Raw genomic sequence first — 17,969 nt, 5'->3', positions numbered from 1 at the left:
CATGGCTTGGGATCGCAATCAAATGGCGGCACGCGCCGCACAGGAACTGCAGGACGGCTGGTATGTGAACCTCGGCATCGGCATCCCGACGCTGGTGTCCAACTACATCCCCGAAGGTGTCGAAGTGACGCTACAGTCGGAAAACGGCATGCTCGGTATGGGGCCGTTCCCCATCGCAGGGGAGGAAGACGCCGATCTGATCAACGCCGGCAAGCAGACCATCACAGAACTGCCCCAAACCGCCTATTTTGACAGCGCGCAAAGCTTTGCGATGATCCGCGGTGGCAAAATCGCCATGGCCATTCTGGGCGCGATGGAAGTGGCTGAAAACGGTGATCTGGCAAACTGGATGATCCCCGGCAAGCTGGTCAAAGGCATGGGCGGCGCGATGGATCTGGTGGCCGGTGTGGGCCGCGTGGTGGTGGTGATGGATCATGCCAACAAACACGGCCAATCCAAAGTGCTAAAGGAATGCACCCTGCCGCTCACCGGCAAAGGGGTGGTGGATCGTATCATCACCAACCTTGGCGTGCTGGATGTGGTGGAAGGCGGCTTGAAAATCGTCGAATGCGCAGAGGGTGTGAGCGAAGCAGAACTGCGCGCGGCCACCGAGGCCACCATCGTCAACTAAGCGTGACATCGCTGTTCAAAACATCAAGCCCTGCCGGATCCGATCTGGCAGGGCTTTTCTATGGCTCCGCACAGGTCAGTCAAACAGCACTTTCACCAGAGGGTATTTCCTGCGATCCTGACACCCGTAGAAAGTGAATTTACGCTTCACACTGTCGGGAGTGCGACCATGAGAGCACCTGTTGTTTTGATACTTGGGGCCGTTGGCCTGTTTCCCATCGCCCTCTCCTATGGCGTCAGCCCTGCCCAGACACTACAATTTCTTCTCGGTTTTGAGGTGCAGGGCACCAACCATACCCATGTTTTCCGCGCCATCATGGGGCTCTATCTGGCAAATGCCGCTTTCTGGTTGATTGCGGCACGCACGCCCGAACTGATACGCTTGGCCCTCTGGGTCATGGTTCTGTTCATGGGGGGATTGGCCGCTGGACGCGTGCTGAGCCTTGTGGTGGACGGTGTGCCAAGTCCTCTTCTCCTGTTCTATTTGCTTGCAGAGCTCGGTTTTGCGATCCTTGCCTGGCGCGCGCTCCAGCAAAGTGCCCCATGAAACCTCAACGAGCTGCTCTTGCGACGGCTTGCCTGTGCTTGTTTGCTGGTGTTTTGTGCGCCGCACCCACGACCCAAAACAAGGTTGATGACGCCATCCTGACGCTCAAGCAAAAGGCACAGGTCGCACATCTTGACGTCATTGCAGATATTGATCACGCCCGCCTTGCCACACAGGCCGGCCAACCCATGCCCCCAGCGCGGGTTGTGTTGCTCTCAGATGCAAAGCTCAACAGTCAGATCCTCGCAGAGAATATCCGCGCGGGGCTGGATCTGCCCTTCCGCGTTTTGGCCTATGATCAATCGGGAGAGGCCCGCCTCATCTATACCGATTTTGTCTTTATCAAACGCCGTCATGGCCTCAGCGCAGAATTTGCGCCACGCTTCAGCGCCACTCTTGAGGCACTTGTGTCCGAGGTGACCTTGCCTTCTGCGCCTGCTCCCACCGCTCAAATGGCCAAAGACCACGGCATTCTATCCCTCTTCTCAAGGCATGATTTTGAAACCACCGTCCAAAACCTGCGCGACGTCGTGACGGCGCAGCAAGACACCCTGTGGTTTGCAGAGATTGATTTCACCAAGGATGCTCACTCAGAGGGGATCACCTTGCCCAATGCCATCGTGCTTTTGTTTGGTGGCCCCGCCCCCGGCGGCATTGCCATGCGCGCCCATCCCGCGATTGGCCTGGACGCATTCTGCCAAAAGCTGCTCGTATATGAAGATACTGCAGGTCAGGTGCATGTGCTATACAATGACATCGCGGCCTTTGCGATGCTGCATTACGGCAGCTCTGATCGCTCTCACCACGCCCTCAATGAACGTCTGACCCAGACCTTCAAAAGCGCCATACAATAGGTGATGAAAAACGCGGCGCGCGTGCGGTTCGCTCTGTTGGCTTGCTCGCCATCAGTTTTTTGGCCCCGACCATGCCTCACTCAGCAACAAAACATCCCACAATTGTGCCGCTCTCTCGGTCGCTGGCAGCTGGTAAAACATCATTAAAACTCGGCGCACTTCCCCCCATCAGGCTGCGCAGAAAGTAAGAAAACATTAGGAGTCTCGTGGTGATTTCAGCGCCAGTAGACTGCCCATTTCAATATTGGAACCAAAATGCTGAAATCCACCTGCTTTCTTGCCGCCGCCGCAGCTCTGACCGCTGCTGTCGCACAGGCTGAAACTGTCCAACTGACCACTCTGGAGTGGCCACCCTATGTGAATGCTGATGCCTCAGGCACCAGCACCGAGGCGGTTTCCGCCGCCTTTGCCGCTGCGGGTGATGAGGTTGTCGCCGAAGTGCTGCCATGGAATCGCGCTGTCAATCTGGCCGCAAAAGACCCTGCTTGGCTTGGCGTCTATCCAGAATACTATGATGCCTCCGCAGATGCGGAAAATGGCGGCGATCGCTGCATCTATTCAGCCTCGTTTGGCACCAGCCCGGTCGGCTTCATCTATCGCAAAGACAGCGCCTTTGACTGGTCCGCCCATGAGGATCTCGCCAAATACAAAATTGGCGTTGTCCAAGGCTACGTCAATGAAACCCGGTTTGATGCTATGGTGGCGGATGGATCCCTCAAGGTAGATGCGGGCCCAACCGATGCTTCCAACGTCGAAAAAGTCGCAGCTGGCCGCATGGATGCGGCAGTGATTGACCGTAACGTCTTTGAACACATGCTGGCCTCCGAGCCCCGCTTGGCAAAACATGCAGATGCGCTCACCTTCCATGAGGCGCCCCTGGCAACGCATGATTTGCTGGTCTGCTTCGAAAACAGTGACAACGGTCGCGCAGCGCGAGATCGTTTTAACAGCGGTCTTGGCTCCTAAAACGTCAAACGTTGCCCGGCGCTCCATCTCGGTGGGGCGCCCCTCCCTCTGCTCAGCCCTTTCTCTTTGTGGCCGGGAGTGTCTTTGCGCCTTCCCCTTTCGGCGCCGCTGTGCCATCACTGCGCACCATGGAACTGCACGCTTTGGCATTTGATCACGCCCCGGTTGGGCTTTGTATCTTGGAAAATCGCATCATTCAGCGGGCAAACGTCCGTTTTGGTGAAATGTTTCAAGTGGATGCGGCCTCTTGCACCCATAAATCCATCGCGGAATTCTACGCGACGCCGGAAGAGTTCATAAAGCTCGGCGAGCGGGTCTATACCGCCATGGGCGATACCGGCCGTTACAGCGACGAACGCGTCATGTGCCGGGCTGACGGCAGCCTTTTCTGGTGCCGGGTGCGTGGCCAGTCCACATCCCCGGATAGCCCCTTTCACAAAAGTGTCTGGTCCTTTGCGGATCTCTCCGAAGATCGCCCCGTTGTTGAGCTGACCCCGCGCGAACGCGAAGTCGCCATTCTCACCTGTCGTGGCATGACATCCAAGGAAATTGGTTTAGAGCTGGACCTCTCCTATCGCACGGTCGAAGAGTACCGCGCGCGCCTGCTGCGCAAGTTTGGCGCCCGCAAACTGGCGGAACTGGTGGCAAAACTCTCCGGCATGCCACTCTAGGCAACACAGTGCTGGAAATCCGGTATATTTCCCCCCATCTGACAGTCCAGTTCAGCTTTCCTAGGGGCAGCTTTTTCTCTATAAGCGCCGCAGGGGAAACCAATAAGACTCAACCGCGCAAGGCGCGCAGGGGATAGAAACAGAAAATGAGCAACAAAAATCACGATTCTGACGTGGCCTTTATCGCAGCACTGGCGGAGCTGCTGCGTGACAACGACCTGACCGAACTGGAAGTGATGCGCGAATATGGCGAGGACGACAGCCTGAATGTGCGTGTCAGCCGCCAGACACAGATGATCGCCGCTGCAGCTCCAATGGCCGTTGCCGCACCTGCTGCAGCCCCTGTCGCTGCGCCTGCTGCGGCTCCAGCAGCAGCACCAGCCCCAGCCGCCACTTCTGAGGACGATCCAGCCAGCCATCCGGGCGCTGTGACCTCCCCAATGGTCGGCACCATTTACCTGCAGCCAGAGCCTGGCGCCGCTTCCTTTGTGAGCGTTGGTCAGACCGTCTCTGAAGGAGACACCATTCTGATCGTGGAAGCCATGAAAACCATGAACCACATTCCGGCGCCCAAAGCGGGCACTGTGAAGCGCATTCTGGTGGGTGATGGTGACACCGTGGAATACGGCGCACCGCTGGTGATCATCGAATAAGGATTCGATCATGTTTGACAAAATCCTGATCGCCAACCGCGGAGAAATCGCCCTGCGCGTGATCCGTGCGTGCCGCGAAATGGGCATCAAATCGGTTGCGGTACATTCCACCGCTGATGCCGACGCGATGCACGTGCGTATGGCGGACGAAGCCATCTGCATCGGCCCTGCACCGGGCACCGACAGCTACCTGAACATGGCCTCCCTCATTGCCGCCTGCGAAGTCACAGGTGCGCAAGCAATCCATCCGGGCTATGGCTTCCTGTCGGAAAACGCCAACTTCGTACAGATTGTGGAAGATCATGATCTGACGTTTATCGGCCCAACCGCGGAACACATTCGCGTCATGGGCGACAAGATCACCGCCAAAGACACGATGATCAAACTTGGCGTGCCTTGCGTGCCGGGTTCTGACGGTGGCGTGCCTGATCTTGCTGCGGCCAAAAAGCTTGGCGAAGAGATGGGCTATCCGGTCATTATTAAAGCCACCGCCGGTGGCGGCGGGCGTGGCATGAAAGTGGCGCAGACCGCCGCTGACATGGAAAGCGCCTTCATGACCGCCCGTGCCGAAGGCAAAGCCGCCTTTGGCAACGATGAGGTCTATATCGAAAAATACCTCACCACCCCGCGTCACATCGAAATTCAGGTGTTCGGCGACGGCAAGGGCAATGCGGTGCATCTGGGCGAGCGGGACTGCTCTTTGCAGCGTCGTCACCAGAAAGTATTTGAAGAGGCCCCCGGCCCCTCCATCACGCCCGAAGAGCGTGCGCGCATCGGTAAAATCTGTGCGGATGCGGTTGCGAAAATCAACTACATCGGCGCAGGCACCATCGAGTTCCTCTATGAGAATGGCGAGTTCTATTTCATAGAAATGAACACCCGCCTTCAGGTGGAACACCCGGTGACCGAGGCCATCTTTGGTGTGGATCTGGTGCGCGAGCAAATCCTCGTGGCCGCAGGTCAGCCGATGTCCTTTGGTCAAGACGATCTGAGCATCAACGGCCACGCGATCGAAGTGCGCATCAACGCTGAGAAGCTGCCGGATTTCGCCCCGCGGCCTGGCAAGATCACAGCCTTCCATGCGCCCGGCGGACTTGGCGTACGTATGGACAGTGCGCTTTATGATGGCTACTCCATCCCCCCCTACTACGACAGCTTGATTGGCAAGTTGATCGTACATGGACGGGACCGCGCCGAAGCACTGGCACGTCTGAACCGCGCCTTGGGTGAGCTGATCATCGACGGTATCGACACCACGACACCGCTGTTTGACGCGCTGCTTCAGGAAGAAGACATCCACACCGGTGAGTATAACATTCACTGGCTGGAAAAATGGCTCGAAACCAACCTGGTTGAGGGCTGAACCCACATGGGCGCGCATCATGACTGAGGTCACCGCAGACCTCCTGATGCGCGCCTATGGCATGGGGGTCTTCCCCATGTCCGAAAACCGCGACACCGACGAGATCTTCTGGGTCGATCCCATCCGGCGCGGTGTCTTTCCCCTTGATGGCTTCCATATCTCCCGCAGCCTCGCCCGCCGCATCCAGCGCGGTAGCTTTCGCATTACGCTGAACGCGGATTTTGAGGGGGTGCTGCGCGCCTGCGCAGATCGGGAGGAGACCTGGATCAACGACACCATCTATGACCTCTACGTCACGCTCTTTGAGCGCGGCGAAGCACATTCTCTGGAAGTCTGGGACGGATCCCAACTGATCGGCGGGGTTTATGGCGTCACGCTGGGCGCGGCGTTTTTTGGCGAAAGCATGTTTTCACGACAAACAGATGGCTCAAAAATCGCGCTCGCCTTTCTGATCGCTCATCTGCGGCGCAGCGGCTTCACCCTATTTGACACCCAGTTCCTGACCGATCACCTCGCCTCTTTGGGGGCCATCGAAATTCCGCGTGCCGACTATCAAAAGCTGCTGACATGGGCGCTGCGCCAAAGCGCAGACATCCGGGCTCAGTCGCTGCCCGCCCCCTCAGAGGTGCTCTCTGCCTGCGCCTGAGCGCTCAGCTGACAGCGCAACACCCAAACGTCATAACGCGCATGATCCAGCGCGCTCAACGCGGGCGAACTGGCAATCATCCACCCCTGAAACAGATTGCTGCCTGCGCCGCGATCTTCATAGACCGACAGAAACGCGTAGGCCTCCCCGGCTGGGTTCTCGCTCGGATGGCGACACTGCGCCATATCCACGCGCAACGTGCCAAAATTCACCGAGTAGCCATTGGCCAGCTCAAAATCCACAACCTGCCCGGTGAGCTTATCCAGCCCCCGCAGCATTGCGCCTTCGCCTACAGTGGCCGCGACCACTGTTTCACTGGTAACCTCCCCAAGAGGCACCTCCAGTGGCTCATATTTCAAGGGTTCGATATCCAGCATTTCAATCTGAATATCCTGTGCAGCGGCCAGCACAGGCAGGGCAAGCGCCGCCCCAATGGCCATAAATCTGCCAACACGCATCACGTCACTCATCCCCACTGCCACTGACAAACTTGAGCAACAGAGAAATCAGGCTCACAGAACTCTGTGTATCCTCAATCTCATCCCCCGCTTCAAAGTTGAAAGGCGAGCCGCCGGGAAGAATTTCAACAAAGTTCCCCCCCAACAGGCCCTCTGATGAGATCACCACCGCACTGTCATCTGGCAGCGCAATACCCTGCGCCACGCTCAATGTGGTCAACGCACGAAATGTCTGCGGGTCCAGCGTGATATCTGTCACCGTGCCAATCTTAACACCGGCAAGGCGCACATCCGTGCCCACGCTCACCCCCTCAACAGAGCGGAACGACGCGGTCAGCCCATAGCCTCCGGCCTCGCGGCTGACATTGGCAAACTGTGCACTGTAAAGCAAAAAGCCAACAGCTGCGGCCACAACCGCAGCGCCGACGATGGTCTCTGTACGAACGGCCGACATGAGGCTTACTCGGGGCTCCACGCCTCATAGTCAGACCGCTCCGCAGGCGCCTTGGCCGTACGGATCGATCCTGCCGGCGCATAGGCCAAAGCCGTGCCGGTCACGTTTTCCTGATGGGGCAGTTCCCAGTCTTTGTGGGTCAGCGGCTTTTCGCTTGGCACCTCATCAAAGGTGCGATGCAGCCACCCATGCCAATCTGCACTCACACGGCTGGCCTCGGCCTCCCCGTTGAACATCACCCAGCGCTTGGAATCATTGGCCGTGCGGTAATAGACATTGCCCTCCGCATCTTCGCCAACTTTCACGCCTTTGCGGGCCGTGAACAGCTTGGTGTTCAGCGTGGCGCCATTCCACCAGGTAAAAACATTGTTGATCGTGCTCAGAATGCCCATGGGTGTCTCCGCAAATTCTCCCTTCATATGACCGATTTAGGGCCAAAGGTCCAGTCCGCGAAACAGACAGTTGCGCGCAAATTGGCATAGCAGGCGCATTTGCGCCTCACCCCTGTGCAGACCGCCCCCGCCACAGGATCACAAAGCCGGACATCACAATCAAAACACTGCCCAAGATCATCATGCGATCAAGCGCCTCGCCAAACACCACAACCCCCAGCCCCACGCCAAACAGCAGGCGGCTGTAGCGAAACGGCGTCACCGCAGAAACCTCACCCGTGCGCATCGCTTTCATCAAGGCGCTATAGGCAAAGACACCACAGGCCACGGCTGCCAGAACCGCCAGCAAAGCCATCGGTGGCGGCGTGTGAAAACTCTGCCGCTCCCACAGCCCCCCATAAAGCGCGCCGGCCAAAACAATCGCCAGAAAGCCATAGAGCCCCAAAACAGCCGTGCTCAGGCTGGCCGGGGCCGCGCGACTGGCCAGATCCCGCCCGGCAAAGCCCAGCATGCCAATCACCGCCAGCAAAGACATCACAGAGAAACTGTCGCCCCCCGGACGCACCACAAGCACAACGCCCGCAAGTCCAATCACAATCGCCAGCCAGCGCCGCCAGCCCACCCGCTCGCCCAGCACCAGCGCCGCAAAGGCCACCACCACCAGCGGCGTAGCCTGCAAGATCACCGTTGTTGAACTTAAAGGTGTCAGCGCCAGCGACAGCGTGAAAAACAACCGCCCGATGACCTCAAAGAACACCCGCACCTGCATCGGCCGCGACAGCACCGCTTTCGGTGCCAGCGCCTGCCCCTTGGCACGCAGCCAAAGGGCAAAAACCATTGCGCCCCCACCGCCAAAAAGCACCATGACCTGCGCAATTGGCAAATCCCGCGCCGCCGCCTTGAGAAAAGCATCCTCAACAGCAAACCCCGCCATGGCGGCAATCATAAAAAGGCTGCCAAGCCGGTTGGCGGCACGGTCTGTGGCGATATGGGCGCTCATGGACATCTTACCGCGACACGCGCGCGGTCACTTCAATCTCGATTTTCATCGCCTCTTCCATCAGCTGTGCAATCACCATGGTCGCCGCTGGCTTGGCCTTGGCAAAGACTTCGCTGGTCACCGGCCAGCATTTCTCAAAATCGCTGCCGTCGGGCAGAATATAGGTCACCCGCACCACATCATCGAGGCTGCTGCCCGCCTCCTCAAGCGCTTTGCCGATGGTCGTAAGCGTGTTGCGGCACTGATCCACCACATCTTCTGGCAATGTCATGGTCTCATAATCATAGCCCGTGGTGCCGGAGACAAAGACCCAGCCATCGGCCACAACCGCCCGGGAATACCCGATTTTTTCTTCAAAGGGGGATCCGGTGGAAATGTGACGTACAGACATGACAGCCTCCTGAAATTATGGTCACAGAAGACATCCTCTGCCACGCAGCGACTGTCAATGGCCCTCGCCATGCGCCCCCAAATCGACCTGCTGTCAGCGCTTCCAAAACCGCTTTTTCTGCGGCTTCTGCGCGTTCAGATGCTTCTTCAGATCAGTAAACCCACCAATCTTCACCCCATCGATAAAAATCAACGGTGTGGTGGTGATGTGATGCTTGTCTTTGAAGGCATCGGTCTCCCGCCGCGTGCGCAGCACATGTTCCTCAATCTCAAACTTCTCCCGCTTGAGCAGATCCCGCGCAGCGGTGCCATAGCCACAGGTATAATTGGGCAAATCCATGCGATAGAGTACGGCTTTGGGCATTTTTGTGGTCCTTTGTTAGCGCGCCCGATATTGGGTGCCGCACCCGCAAAGGCAACCAGCCCCCCGCTCACATTTGCGTGGGCGGATGAGTGCGCGGACTTATACGCCAGTGCCAAAGCAAGCTTTGGCAGCGCCCGAACCGCCCCCACGGGGCGGGCGCTTCGCTTCCTAGCCCCTCGGTTCGTGCGCGGTGGTCGCAATCTCAGCACCCGCATCTGCAGCGAATGGCCGGTTAGAGCCCAAAGTGACGGATGACGCACTAGACACGATTGGCAGCAATGCGCAGGAAGCTGACTTTGCAAAGTCACGCGATCGACCGATACCGGCCCGACATTCCAATCCCAAGATTCGACGTTGTGGTTTATCAAATCTGCCATTCGCGACATTTTCAAAAACACCAATACCTGCCATTGAAACTAAATTGATTTCGAGTAGCCTCGTGTTCTGCGTCCGGACCAAGCTATGTAGCGCAGTGTTTTTCACATTAGGTAAAAATTGTTATGACAATCGGAAATGACCGCCAAGCAGCGAAGGCGCTGTTGATGTTTTCCCCCAAAAATTGGGGACAGGTGGATCGCTTTGCAAAACTCCATATGGGTAGCCATACCTTCTCGGCGTGCGACAGCCGAGCACTCTCGGGAGTGTCGGCTCATTTAAAGAAGGCCCACATATTCAAGAGTATTGCCGAGGAACTGCGCTCGACGCTTGAGGTCGATCGCAGCGAGCTGAACAGCAAAGGCTTCACCACTGCCAATCACGCTCACAAGCTAGCCGCAGTCGTTGAAGCTTTCATCGTCGAACTATACTCGGTCATAGATTGTACAGCAAAGGTGCTGCGCGCAGTGTTTGCGTCATCAACTCGAGGCTTCAAGGACTCCACTAGCTATCTCTTTACGAAGACCGACAAAATTAGCGGTCTACCTCAGCCAATCATTGACGAGATTGCTGCAGCCGACTGGTATTTGCCACTGCGGTATTTGCGCGACGAGCTCACCCATCTTGATGTCGGCCATTGCAGTTTAGATGACAACACGGGCCTCGTCAGCTACGCACACTTTGGCATGAAGAAGGATCAAAAGCCTCTTATATACGACGACATCTTTTTGACGATGAACCGCAACTTCGACGCGGTGAATCTGTTTCTGGGAAAAGTTTTTAAGTGTCTCCTTACCACGCTCGGCGACACCCCTGTCCAGCTGATGTGTGGTATGACCCACGGGAGGATGCTGATACGAAGCATCGTGCCGACTGAACCGTTGAGCTTCGATAACGGCATCTGCCAATCGCACCAGTGGTTCGAGTTACCCGAGTATCCCGATTGCCCCTTCGCGGCCAACTGCGGCGCATACAGGCGAACCAAAGCAATGCAACATCAAGATTACGACTGAGTTCGCTGAGGAACCATGCGGGCCTCACCTGTGCAAACAGCCCCAAACCGGCTACTCGTTCTTATCAAAGCCTCCCCACGACGTGTCACTTGCCCATGTCGCCTTTGGGCTGGCAGAAGACATTGGAGCAGTTTCCGGAAACGGCAGCAAAGTCCCGCATAGCCGCCATTGCGCCTCAAAACAAAAAGGCGTCCCATCGGGACGCCTTCCAAATCTTCTCAGCACATTCGCCAGAAATCACCCCGCCTCAGCAGGCTCTTTCTCACCTTCGCCGTGGATCATCAGAGGGGCCGCTTGACCGGTGGCCGCTTCTTCATTCACCACAACCTCGGTCACGCTCTCCTGACCGGGCAGCTCAAACATGGTGTCGAGCAGGATCTCTTCGAGGATGGAACGCAGACCGCGCGCACCAGTTTTGCGTTCAATCGCGCGGCGAGCAATCGCACTCAGCGCATCCTCGGTGAAGGTCAGTTGTACGTCTTCCAGCTCAAACAGACGCTGATACTGTTTCACCAGCGCGTTCTTAGGCTGTGTCAGAATGATCACCAGCGCGTCTTCATCCAGATCTTCCAGCGTTGCCAGAACCGGCAGACGCCCAACAAATTCAGGGATCAGACCAAATTTGAGCAGATCTTCCGGCTCAAGGTTTTTGAAGGTCTCACCAATACCCGCTTCGCTTTCATCGCGCACATCTGCGCCAAAGCCCATCGCGCTGCCCTTGCCGCGCTGTTTGATGATGCGGTCCAGACCCGCAAAGGCCCCACCACAGATGAACAGGATGTTGGTCGTGTCCACCTGCAGGAATTCCTGCTGCGGATGCTTGCGCCCGCCCTGCGGCGGCACGGAGGCCACGGTGCCTTCCATCAGTTTCAGCAACGCCTGCTGCACCCCTTCGCCTGACACATCGCGGGTGATCGACGGGTTCTCGGATTTGCGCGTGATCTTATCGACCTCGTCAATATAGACGATGCCGCGCTGCGCACGTTCCACATTATACTCAGAGGCCTGCAGCAGTTTGAGGATGATGTTCTCCACATCTTCGCCCACATAGCCCGCTTCGGTCAGCGTGGTGGCATCCGCCATGGTAAAGGGCACATCCAGAATCCGCGCCAGCGTCTGCGCCAGCAGGGTCTTACCGCAGCCCGTGGGGCCAATCAGCAGAATGTTGGATTTGCTCAGCTCAATGTCACCGCTCTTTTCAGAGTGGTTCAGGCGCTTGTAGTGGTTGTGCACCGCCACAGAGAGCACCCGCTTGGCCATGGCTTGACCAATCACATAGTCATCCAGCACATCGCAGATTTCACGCGGGGTTGGCACCCCTTCCGAAGACTTCAGCCCGCTGGCTTTGGTCTCTTCCCGGATGATGTCCATGCAGAGTTCAACACATTCATCACAGATGAATACGGTGGGGCCCGCAATCAGTTTGCGCACCTCATGCTGGCTCTTGCCGCAGAAGCTACAATAGAGAGTGTTCTTGCTGTCACCACCGGACGTGTTCGACATGTCTTACCTTTCAGGCCAAAAGTCTGCCCCCATTTGGAAGGGGCATCCCACGTTCCCGCCAGCTTAAGACAGCCGGAAAGTGGGCACAATGCGAAAGTGCCCGATCTCGCTCTCACGTGACCGGGCGCCTTTATTGTCAGCTTTCTGCGTCGTCACCCTTGGCGCGATTTTCCACGATCTCATCAATGAGACCCCACTCCTTGGCCTCTTCCGGGCTCATGAAGTTGTCGCGCTCAAGCCCGCTCTCCACCTCTTCATAGGTGCGGCCGGTGTGCTTCACATAGATTTCGTTGAGGCGTTTTTTCAGCTTCAGCGTCTCTTCGGCGTGGATCATGATGTCCGTCGCCTGCCCCTGATAGCCCCCAGACGGCTGGTGCACCATCACGCGCGAGTTTGGCAGTGAGAAGCGCATGCCCGCTTCACCGGCGGTCAGCAGCAGAGAGCCCATGGAGGCCGCCTGACCAATCACCAGCGTGGAGACCTTCGGCTTGATGTACTGCATGGTGTCATAGATCGACAGACCAGAGGTCACCACGCCGCCGGGGCTGTTGATGTACATGCTGATCTCTTTGGAGGGGTTTTCCGCCTCCAAATGCAGAAGCTGCGCCACGATCAGGCTCGACATGCCGTCATGCACCGGACCGTTGAGGAAGATGATGCGCTCTTTGAGCAGGCGCGAGAAAATATCATACGCGCGTTCGCCCCGGCTGGTCTGTTCGACAACCATGGGCACAAGGGTATTCATATACGTTTCAAAAGGGTCTTTCATATCGCCTGCCTGTTGATCGCTTTGCGGCCCGCCCGTCGGACCCTACCAAGAGAGTCTTAGTGGTGGGTTTGAGGGGCTGCAAGGCCACCTAAAGATTTTTGGGTTAAGGGCAGGTAAAGATGGGGGCTTGGGGGAACATCAAGACTTGTTTCGTCATTCGATCGCCCCAACATCTAAAGGTGAGGCAAAACAGCGAACTGGATGGGAATGACGGTTACTAAACTACTTTTGGTGCTGTTCGGTTTGGCTCTGATCTTTTCTGCTCCCGAGTTGGGCGAGATTACGCAATGCTACACGACAGTGTTTCTACACAGTGGAGCTTGGCAATCGCTGATTTGTGAATATTCCGTCACTGTGAAACTTTGGTTCATCGCGCCTTTTGAAATCTTAGGAGTGGCGTTCTGTATCCTCGCGTTGCGCAAAGCCAAGACGGTGACGCCATTGCATTCTTAGCAAGACAATTCACTTCCGTGCATTCAATGCCGATGCTCCGCATCGGAAACGCCCGAACCGCCCCGTCAAACCGGAGGTTTGCCTCCTAAAAAACGCGTGCGGTTCGCTTCCTAGCCCCTCGGTTCGTGCGCACTGCACATAAACCCATACCTAACGAAACCAAGCAAACGGAACGCTATCCAGATCAAGTTCCATGATCGCCTACTGGTGCGCAGAACTATAGTTAGCAAAAACGCTGTTCATTTGCGCAATTGTAGTCTGTATTTCGCCAAGAAGAACCCTAACTTCCTCTGGCCTGATCTCTACCAAATTCTGAGATTCTTGCTGTGAGCAGTCGTTTTCAAACAGCCAACTTCGAAATGAATAGTAGTGGTCGTAAGCTTCAATTACCAGCTTCACGGTGTTGTGGTCCAAGGCACCGATTTTTTTGATCAACCCGCGATAAACAATGTCTCTGTCAGGTATCGAAAATCTATAAGTTGCTGTTGGCAAGAGGAGACTCAGATCCTCTTCTGGATTAATGTTGTCTTCTGCTCCTGGTGCTTCAATCGGAATGAAACGCCACTCTGGATTCAGATAGTTTCGCGCCTGATTTTGCTCGGCATTAAGAAAGTCTCTAATCGTAAGAATTTCCGCAAAAATGGCCCCTTCGACTGCAGATCTTTTGGCAGCAAGCTCTCTTTCATGTCTTTGTCGATCCAACACTTGTTCATTTTCGACGCGTGTGACCTCTGAATCTGCTGCGTCTTTAAGCTGTTTACTCAAGCTTCTGTTGCCGAAAATGATAATCAAGATCACTCCAAAAAACGCCAGACCGCCGCCCATCAAGGTTTGAAAGTCTCTAACGACCGACCAAAACGAATTCTGAGGTTTGGCAGTGATTACGCTCAAGGCACCAGCAACAACTTTACTAGCCTCAAGTGTCACAGAAGATATGAATTCGGGGATTGCAAAAAGTTCCATTGCGCGCGTCCATCATTTGTCAGGTCAAAGCTACTCTTCCAGGACTCCGCACAACAACCCCTAATTGATCTACGATCCGAACTTTCAACAAGCCCCGAGTTCCCAGCTACTCGCCTATTCTGGTTCTGTTTGGCGAACAGTGATTTGAATTGACGTTGCTGGCTTCAAAAGAAAATTATGCACCGAGCCCTCCACAACCCAAAGGACCACCCCATGCGCCCCTTCGACGAGATCTTCGCCATCGCCGCAGACCGCAAAGGCGGCACCGCTGCGCTCGAAGCCCAACTGACCAAACCCAAATCCGCCGAAGAACTCGCGCAAATCCCCGAGGACCGCTGGCTGGCGCAATTCACCAAAGGTGTCTTCCAAGCAGGCTTCAACTGGCAGGTGATCGAAAACAAATGGGACGGCTTTGAAGCCGCCTTTCACGGCTTTGATGTGGACCGCTGCGCCTTTCTGCATGATGAGGACATGGACCGCTTGATGAGCGACACCGCCATCGTGCGCAACGGACCCAAAATCCGCACCGTGATTGAGAACGCCCACTTCATCCAATCCCTGCGTGACCAAGGCGGCGCAGGTGTCGTGCTTGGCGGCTGGGCGTCAACGGACTACATCAGCCAACTAGAGTTCATGAAAAAGGGCGGCTCCCGCATCGGTGGCAACACCGGTCAATATGCGCTGCGCTTCTTGGGCAAAGACAGCTTCATCCTCTCCCGCGATGTGGTGGCCCGCCTGATTGCCGAAGGCATCATAGACAAACAACCCACCTCCAAGGGCGCGATGAAACAGGTGCAGGAGGCCTTCAACATCTGGATGAACCAATCCGGCCGCTCCCTCACCGAAATCAGCCGCGTGCTGGCGATGAGCGTCTGACAAACTCCGATCGCCCCTCCCACAGAAAGGCCCTCAGATATGGAATTTTCAGCGAAGTTCGCCCACAAGCACGCCGACCTCATCGCCCTTTTCGCGGAGACTTTCACCGTTTCTGACACAGCGGAAGAAGGCGCATTGGTCGCTGCGGTGGTAAAAACCTGCTCACCACCACCGCGCCTGCCGACTTCTATGCCTTTACCCTCTCCGAAGGGGCCACAGTGATCGGCGCAGCGCTGTTTAGTCGCCTGCGCTATGCCAAGGATCCGCGCCGCGTCTTCATCCTGTCGCCCATGGCCATCGCGACAGCCTATCAGGGCCGCGGGCTGGGGCAATCTCTGCTGTCTCAGGCCCATCAGACGCTTGGCACGGCAGGTGTTGAGATCGTGATCACCTACGGCGACCCGGCATTTTACGCCAAAACCGGCTATCAGCCGATCACCACCGATGTGGCCAAAGCCCCCCTGCCCCTCAGCTATCCGCATGGCTGGATCGGCCAATCCCTCACAGAAGCGCCCTTCACGCCCCTCAAAGGCGACTGTCGCTGTGTCGCGGCACTGAACGACCCGCGCATCTGGTGACACAAAGAGACGGTTGGCGCGGCTTATCCCGCCACCAACACACCGTTTTCCAGCTTCACGATCCGATCCATCCGCGCCGCCAGTTCCATGTTGTGTGTGGCCACCAACGCCGCCAGCCCGGTCTCCCGCACCAAGGTCATCAGTGCATCAAACACCTGATCGCTGGTGGTGGGGTCAAGATTGCCGGTCGGCTCATCCGCCAGCAGGATGCGCGGCGCATTGGCCAGCGCCCGACAAAAGGCCACCCGCTGCTGCTCGCCGCCCGACAGCTCCGCAGGCCGATGGCCGGCACGATGCGCCACCCCAACGGTCTCCAAAAGCGCCTGCCCCCGCGCCACAGCCGCCCCTCGGCTGACGCCATTGGCCATCTGCGGCAGCGCGATGTTTTCTTCCGCGCTGAATTCCGGCAACAAATGATGAAACTGATAGACAAAGCCGATGTCTTGCCGCCGCGCCTTGGTGCGCTGGCGATCAGACTTGCCAGAGAGCTGCTGCCCGCCAATCTCCACCGTCCCCGCATCTGGCGTATCCAGCAGCCCGGCAATGTGCAACAGCGTGGATTTCCCGGCACCTGACGGGGCCACAAGGGCTACCATCTCCCCGGCCTTAAGCCGCAGATCCACACCACGCAGCACCTGAATTTCCCCGGCGAGCCCCTTGTTATAGAGCTTCGTGACCCCCTTAAGCTGCAACACAGTCTCACTCATAGCGCAACGCCTCCACCGGGTTCATCCGCGCCGCCCGCCGGGCCGGAAAAATCGTAACCACAAAAGACAGCCCAAGCGACAGCGCCACGGCGCTCACCACATCGCCAAAGGCCAGTTTGGCTGGCAAATGGTAGATCCCCCGGATCGACGGATCCCAGGCTTCCCCGCCCAACAGCACATTCACAAAGGCAAAAATCGGATCAATATACAGCGCAAACAGACAGCCCAGCAGCACCCCCATCGCCGTGCCGATCACACCGGTGAAAGCGCCACAGATGAAAAACACCCGCAGCACAGAGCCTTCTGTCAGCCCCATGGTGCGCAAAATACCAATGTCGCGCCCTTTGTTTTTCACCAGCATCACCAGACCGGAGACAATGTTCATGGTGGCAATCAGCACCAGAATGGAGAGGATCACAAACATCACATTGTCCTCCACCTCCAATGCATTGAGAAACCCGCCAGAGGCCTGCTTCCAGGTCCAGACCAAAGCCCGGTCGCCACCCGCCTGCATCAGAGGCACCACCATCTGGTCCACCTCTTCAGGCACCTGCACCATGACTTCGATCTCGTCTGCCACACCGTCGCGTTCAAAAAACAGCTGCGCTTGCTCAAACGGCAGGTAAACTCGTGTGCGATCAATGTCATAGCGCCCCGCCGAGAAGATATAGACCACCTCAAAGCTGCTCACACGTGGCGAGGTGCCAAAAGCAGTTTTCACCCCATTGGGGGAAATGATCTTGATGCGATCCCCCACAAGGGCCCCCAGCTCCCGCGCCACCCCGGCGCCAATGGCAATGCCCCCGTCATAGCGCGCCAAATCGCCATCGCTGGTCTCCGGGTCGGCAATCCGCGGCAGCTCTGCAAGATCTTCGGCGCGCATGCCAAAAACCTCTACGCCCGCATTGCGGCTGCGCAGGCTGGCCATGACCTGCCCCTTCACCAGTGGTGCGGCCCGTGTCACCCCCTCAACATTGCGCAGTCGCGCCGCCATGGCGTCAAAGTCATGAATGGTGCGGTCGATCTGACCCGTGTCGGACATCTCCCCACTCTGATAGACTGTGGCATGGGCATTGGCCCCCAAAATCGTGTCCACAAATTCCGCGCGAAACCCGGCCCTGACGGCCAAAGTGGCAATCAGGGCAAATACCGCCAGCGTAATGCCGATCAGGCTGATCCAAGTCATCACGCTCACGCCACCTTCGGCCCGCCGCGCGCGCAAATAGCGCCAGGCAATCATCCATTCAAACCGTGAAAACGGTGCCGTCTGCCCAGCCATATCTGCTCCATACCTTGTTTGGCGCGACCCTAGGAGCGGCTCCCCACCGGGTCAAGGGACCGGCA

General features: G+C 57.1%; 22 protein-coding genes. 11 read left to right on the top strand and 11 right to left on the bottom strand.

Going from position 1 to position 17,969, the window contains the following annotated elements; genetic code table 11:
- The first annotated feature begins 1 nt into the window (after position 1).
- The 8 genes from SHM7688_RS11295 to aat all read left to right on the top strand — a co-directional run bounded on the left by SHM7688_RS11295 (position 2) and on the right by aat (position 6,330).
- The gene (locus SHM7688_RS11295; RefSeq protein ID WP_058240045.1) at positions 2-631 is read left to right on the top strand and encodes a 3-oxoacid CoA-transferase subunit B; all 630 of its coding nucleotides are present in this window, start codon (positions 2-4) and stop codon (positions 629-631) included.
- 168 nt (positions 632-799) lie between these two features.
- Entirely contained in the window at positions 800-1,177 is a 378-nt protein-coding gene (locus tag SHM7688_RS11290; RefSeq protein WP_058240044.1) for a DUF4345 domain-containing protein, read from the top strand.
- A complete protein-coding gene (locus tag SHM7688_RS11285; protein ID WP_058240043.1) occupies positions 1,174-2,031 on the top strand; it encodes a DUF302 domain-containing protein in 858 nt (285 codons plus the stop codon). The genes SHM7688_RS11290 and SHM7688_RS11285 overlap by 4 nt, the downstream gene beginning before the upstream one ends.
- Before the next feature lie 255 nt (positions 2,032-2,286).
- On the top strand, positions 2,287-2,997 hold the full coding sequence (locus tag SHM7688_RS11280; RefSeq protein ID WP_058240042.1) for a substrate-binding periplasmic protein: 711 nt from the start codon (positions 2,287-2,289) through the stop codon (positions 2,995-2,997).
- A gap of 134 nt (positions 2,998-3,131) precedes the next feature.
- Positions 3,132-3,668, top strand: a complete 537-nt coding sequence (locus tag SHM7688_RS11275) for a LuxR family transcriptional regulator (protein WP_144432580.1) — start codon at positions 3,132-3,134, stop codon at positions 3,666-3,668.
- 146 nt (positions 3,669-3,814) lie between these two features.
- Positions 3,815-4,321: an acetyl-CoA carboxylase biotin carboxyl carrier protein gene (gene accB / locus SHM7688_RS11270; RefSeq protein ID WP_058240041.1), complete on the top strand. Its 507-nt coding sequence runs from the start codon at positions 3,815-3,817 to the stop codon at positions 4,319-4,321.
- A 10-nt stretch (positions 4,322-4,331) separates the two neighbouring features.
- Positions 4,332-5,684, top strand: a complete 1,353-nt coding sequence (gene accC / locus SHM7688_RS11265) for an acetyl-CoA carboxylase biotin carboxylase subunit (RefSeq protein WP_058240040.1) — start codon at positions 4,332-4,334, stop codon at positions 5,682-5,684.
- Positions 5,685-5,703: 19 nt separating this feature from the next.
- Positions 5,704-6,330: a leucyl/phenylalanyl-tRNA--protein transferase gene (gene aat, locus SHM7688_RS11260; protein WP_058240039.1), complete on the top strand. Its 627-nt coding sequence runs from the start codon at positions 5,704-5,706 to the stop codon at positions 6,328-6,330.
- Here the strand turns inward: aat and SHM7688_RS11255 are convergent.
- The 6 genes from SHM7688_RS11255 to SHM7688_RS11230 all read right to left on the bottom strand — a co-directional run bounded on the left by SHM7688_RS11255 (position 6,285) and on the right by SHM7688_RS11230 (position 9,388).
- A complete protein-coding gene (locus SHM7688_RS11255) occupies positions 6,285-6,788 on the bottom strand; it encodes a DUF2155 domain-containing protein (protein ID WP_223229204.1) in 504 nt (167 codons plus the stop codon). The genes aat and SHM7688_RS11255 overlap by 46 nt on opposite strands.
- Before the next feature lie 4 nt (positions 6,789-6,792).
- Positions 6,793-7,242, bottom strand: coding sequence for an outer membrane lipid asymmetry maintenance protein MlaD (gene mlaD, locus SHM7688_RS11250; protein ID WP_058240038.1), 450 nt, complete (start codon positions 7,240-7,242; stop codon positions 6,793-6,795).
- A gap of 5 nt (positions 7,243-7,247) precedes the next feature.
- Positions 7,248-7,634 carry an NADH:ubiquinone oxidoreductase subunit NDUFA12 gene (locus tag SHM7688_RS11245; RefSeq protein WP_058240037.1) on the bottom strand — a complete coding sequence of 129 codons (387 nt, stop codon included), beginning with the start codon at positions 7,632-7,634 and terminating at the stop codon, positions 7,248-7,250.
- A 106-nt stretch (positions 7,635-7,740) separates the two neighbouring features.
- The gene (locus tag SHM7688_RS11240; protein WP_058240237.1) at positions 7,741-8,634 is read right to left on the bottom strand and encodes a DMT family transporter; all 894 of its coding nucleotides are present in this window, start codon (positions 8,632-8,634) and stop codon (positions 7,741-7,743) included.
- Between the two features lie 7 nt (positions 8,635-8,641).
- Positions 8,642-9,025 (bottom strand): RidA family protein, encoded by a 384-nt coding sequence (locus SHM7688_RS11235; protein ID WP_058240036.1) that lies wholly within the window; start codon positions 9,023-9,025, stop codon positions 8,642-8,644.
- A 93-nt stretch (positions 9,026-9,118) separates the two neighbouring features.
- A complete protein-coding gene (locus SHM7688_RS11230) occupies positions 9,119-9,388 on the bottom strand; it encodes a glutaredoxin family protein (RefSeq protein ID WP_058240035.1) in 270 nt (89 codons plus the stop codon).
- A gap of 500 nt (positions 9,389-9,888) precedes the next feature.
- Here SHM7688_RS11230 and SHM7688_RS11225 point away from each other — a divergent pair, with 500 nt between their 5' ends.
- Positions 9,889-10,776 carry a hypothetical protein gene (locus SHM7688_RS11225; RefSeq protein WP_058240034.1) on the top strand — a complete coding sequence of 296 codons (888 nt, stop codon included), beginning with the start codon at positions 9,889-9,891 and terminating at the stop codon, positions 10,774-10,776.
- Between the two features lie 237 nt (positions 10,777-11,013).
- On the opposite strand, the gene clpX is transcribed toward SHM7688_RS11225, so the two are convergent.
- From clpX to SHM7688_RS11205, 3 genes are all read right to left on the bottom strand, one after another.
- Positions 11,014-12,279 (bottom strand): ATP-dependent Clp protease ATP-binding subunit ClpX, encoded by a 1,266-nt coding sequence (gene clpX / locus SHM7688_RS11220; RefSeq protein WP_058240033.1) that lies wholly within the window; start codon positions 12,277-12,279, stop codon positions 11,014-11,016.
- A 136-nt stretch (positions 12,280-12,415) separates the two neighbouring features.
- A complete protein-coding gene (locus SHM7688_RS11215) occupies positions 12,416-13,048 on the bottom strand; it encodes an ATP-dependent Clp protease proteolytic subunit (protein ID WP_058240032.1) in 633 nt (210 codons plus the stop codon).
- A 654-nt stretch (positions 13,049-13,702) separates the two neighbouring features.
- Positions 13,703-14,464 carry a hypothetical protein gene (locus tag SHM7688_RS11205; protein ID WP_058240030.1) on the bottom strand — a complete coding sequence of 254 codons (762 nt, stop codon included), beginning with the start codon at positions 14,462-14,464 and terminating at the stop codon, positions 13,703-13,705.
- Positions 14,465-14,677: 213 nt separating this feature from the next.
- Here SHM7688_RS11205 and SHM7688_RS11200 point away from each other — a divergent pair, with 213 nt between their 5' ends.
- Together SHM7688_RS11200 and SHM7688_RS11195 are read left to right on the top strand one after the other, a co-directional pair.
- On the top strand, positions 14,678-15,340 hold the full coding sequence (locus SHM7688_RS11200) for a DNA-3-methyladenine glycosylase I (protein ID WP_058240236.1): 663 nt from the start codon (positions 14,678-14,680) through the stop codon (positions 15,338-15,340).
- Between the two features lie 218 nt (positions 15,341-15,558).
- Entirely contained in the window at positions 15,559-15,918 is a 360-nt protein-coding gene (locus tag SHM7688_RS11195; protein ID WP_233486610.1) for a GNAT family N-acetyltransferase, read from the top strand.
- 23 nt (positions 15,919-15,941) lie between these two features.
- Here the strand turns inward: SHM7688_RS11195 and SHM7688_RS11190 are convergent, their stop codons facing one another.
- Positions 15,942-16,625 (bottom strand): ABC transporter ATP-binding protein, encoded by a 684-nt coding sequence (locus SHM7688_RS11190; RefSeq protein ID WP_058240029.1) that lies wholly within the window; start codon positions 16,623-16,625, stop codon positions 15,942-15,944.
- Positions 16,618-17,904, bottom strand: coding sequence for a lipoprotein-releasing ABC transporter permease subunit (locus SHM7688_RS11185; protein WP_058240028.1), 1,287 nt, complete (start codon positions 17,902-17,904; stop codon positions 16,618-16,620). Before SHM7688_RS11185 ends, SHM7688_RS11190 begins: the two co-directional genes overlap by 8 nt.
- Positions 17,905-17,969 lie beyond the last annotated feature (65 nt).

Source organism: Shimia marina, assembly GCF_001458175.1.
Taxonomy (GTDB): Bacteria; Pseudomonadota; Alphaproteobacteria; order Rhodobacterales; family Rhodobacteraceae; genus Shimia; species Shimia marina.
The sequence above is the reverse complement of the archived record's forward strand: the minus strand, read 5'-3'. Positions and strand labels throughout refer to the sequence as shown.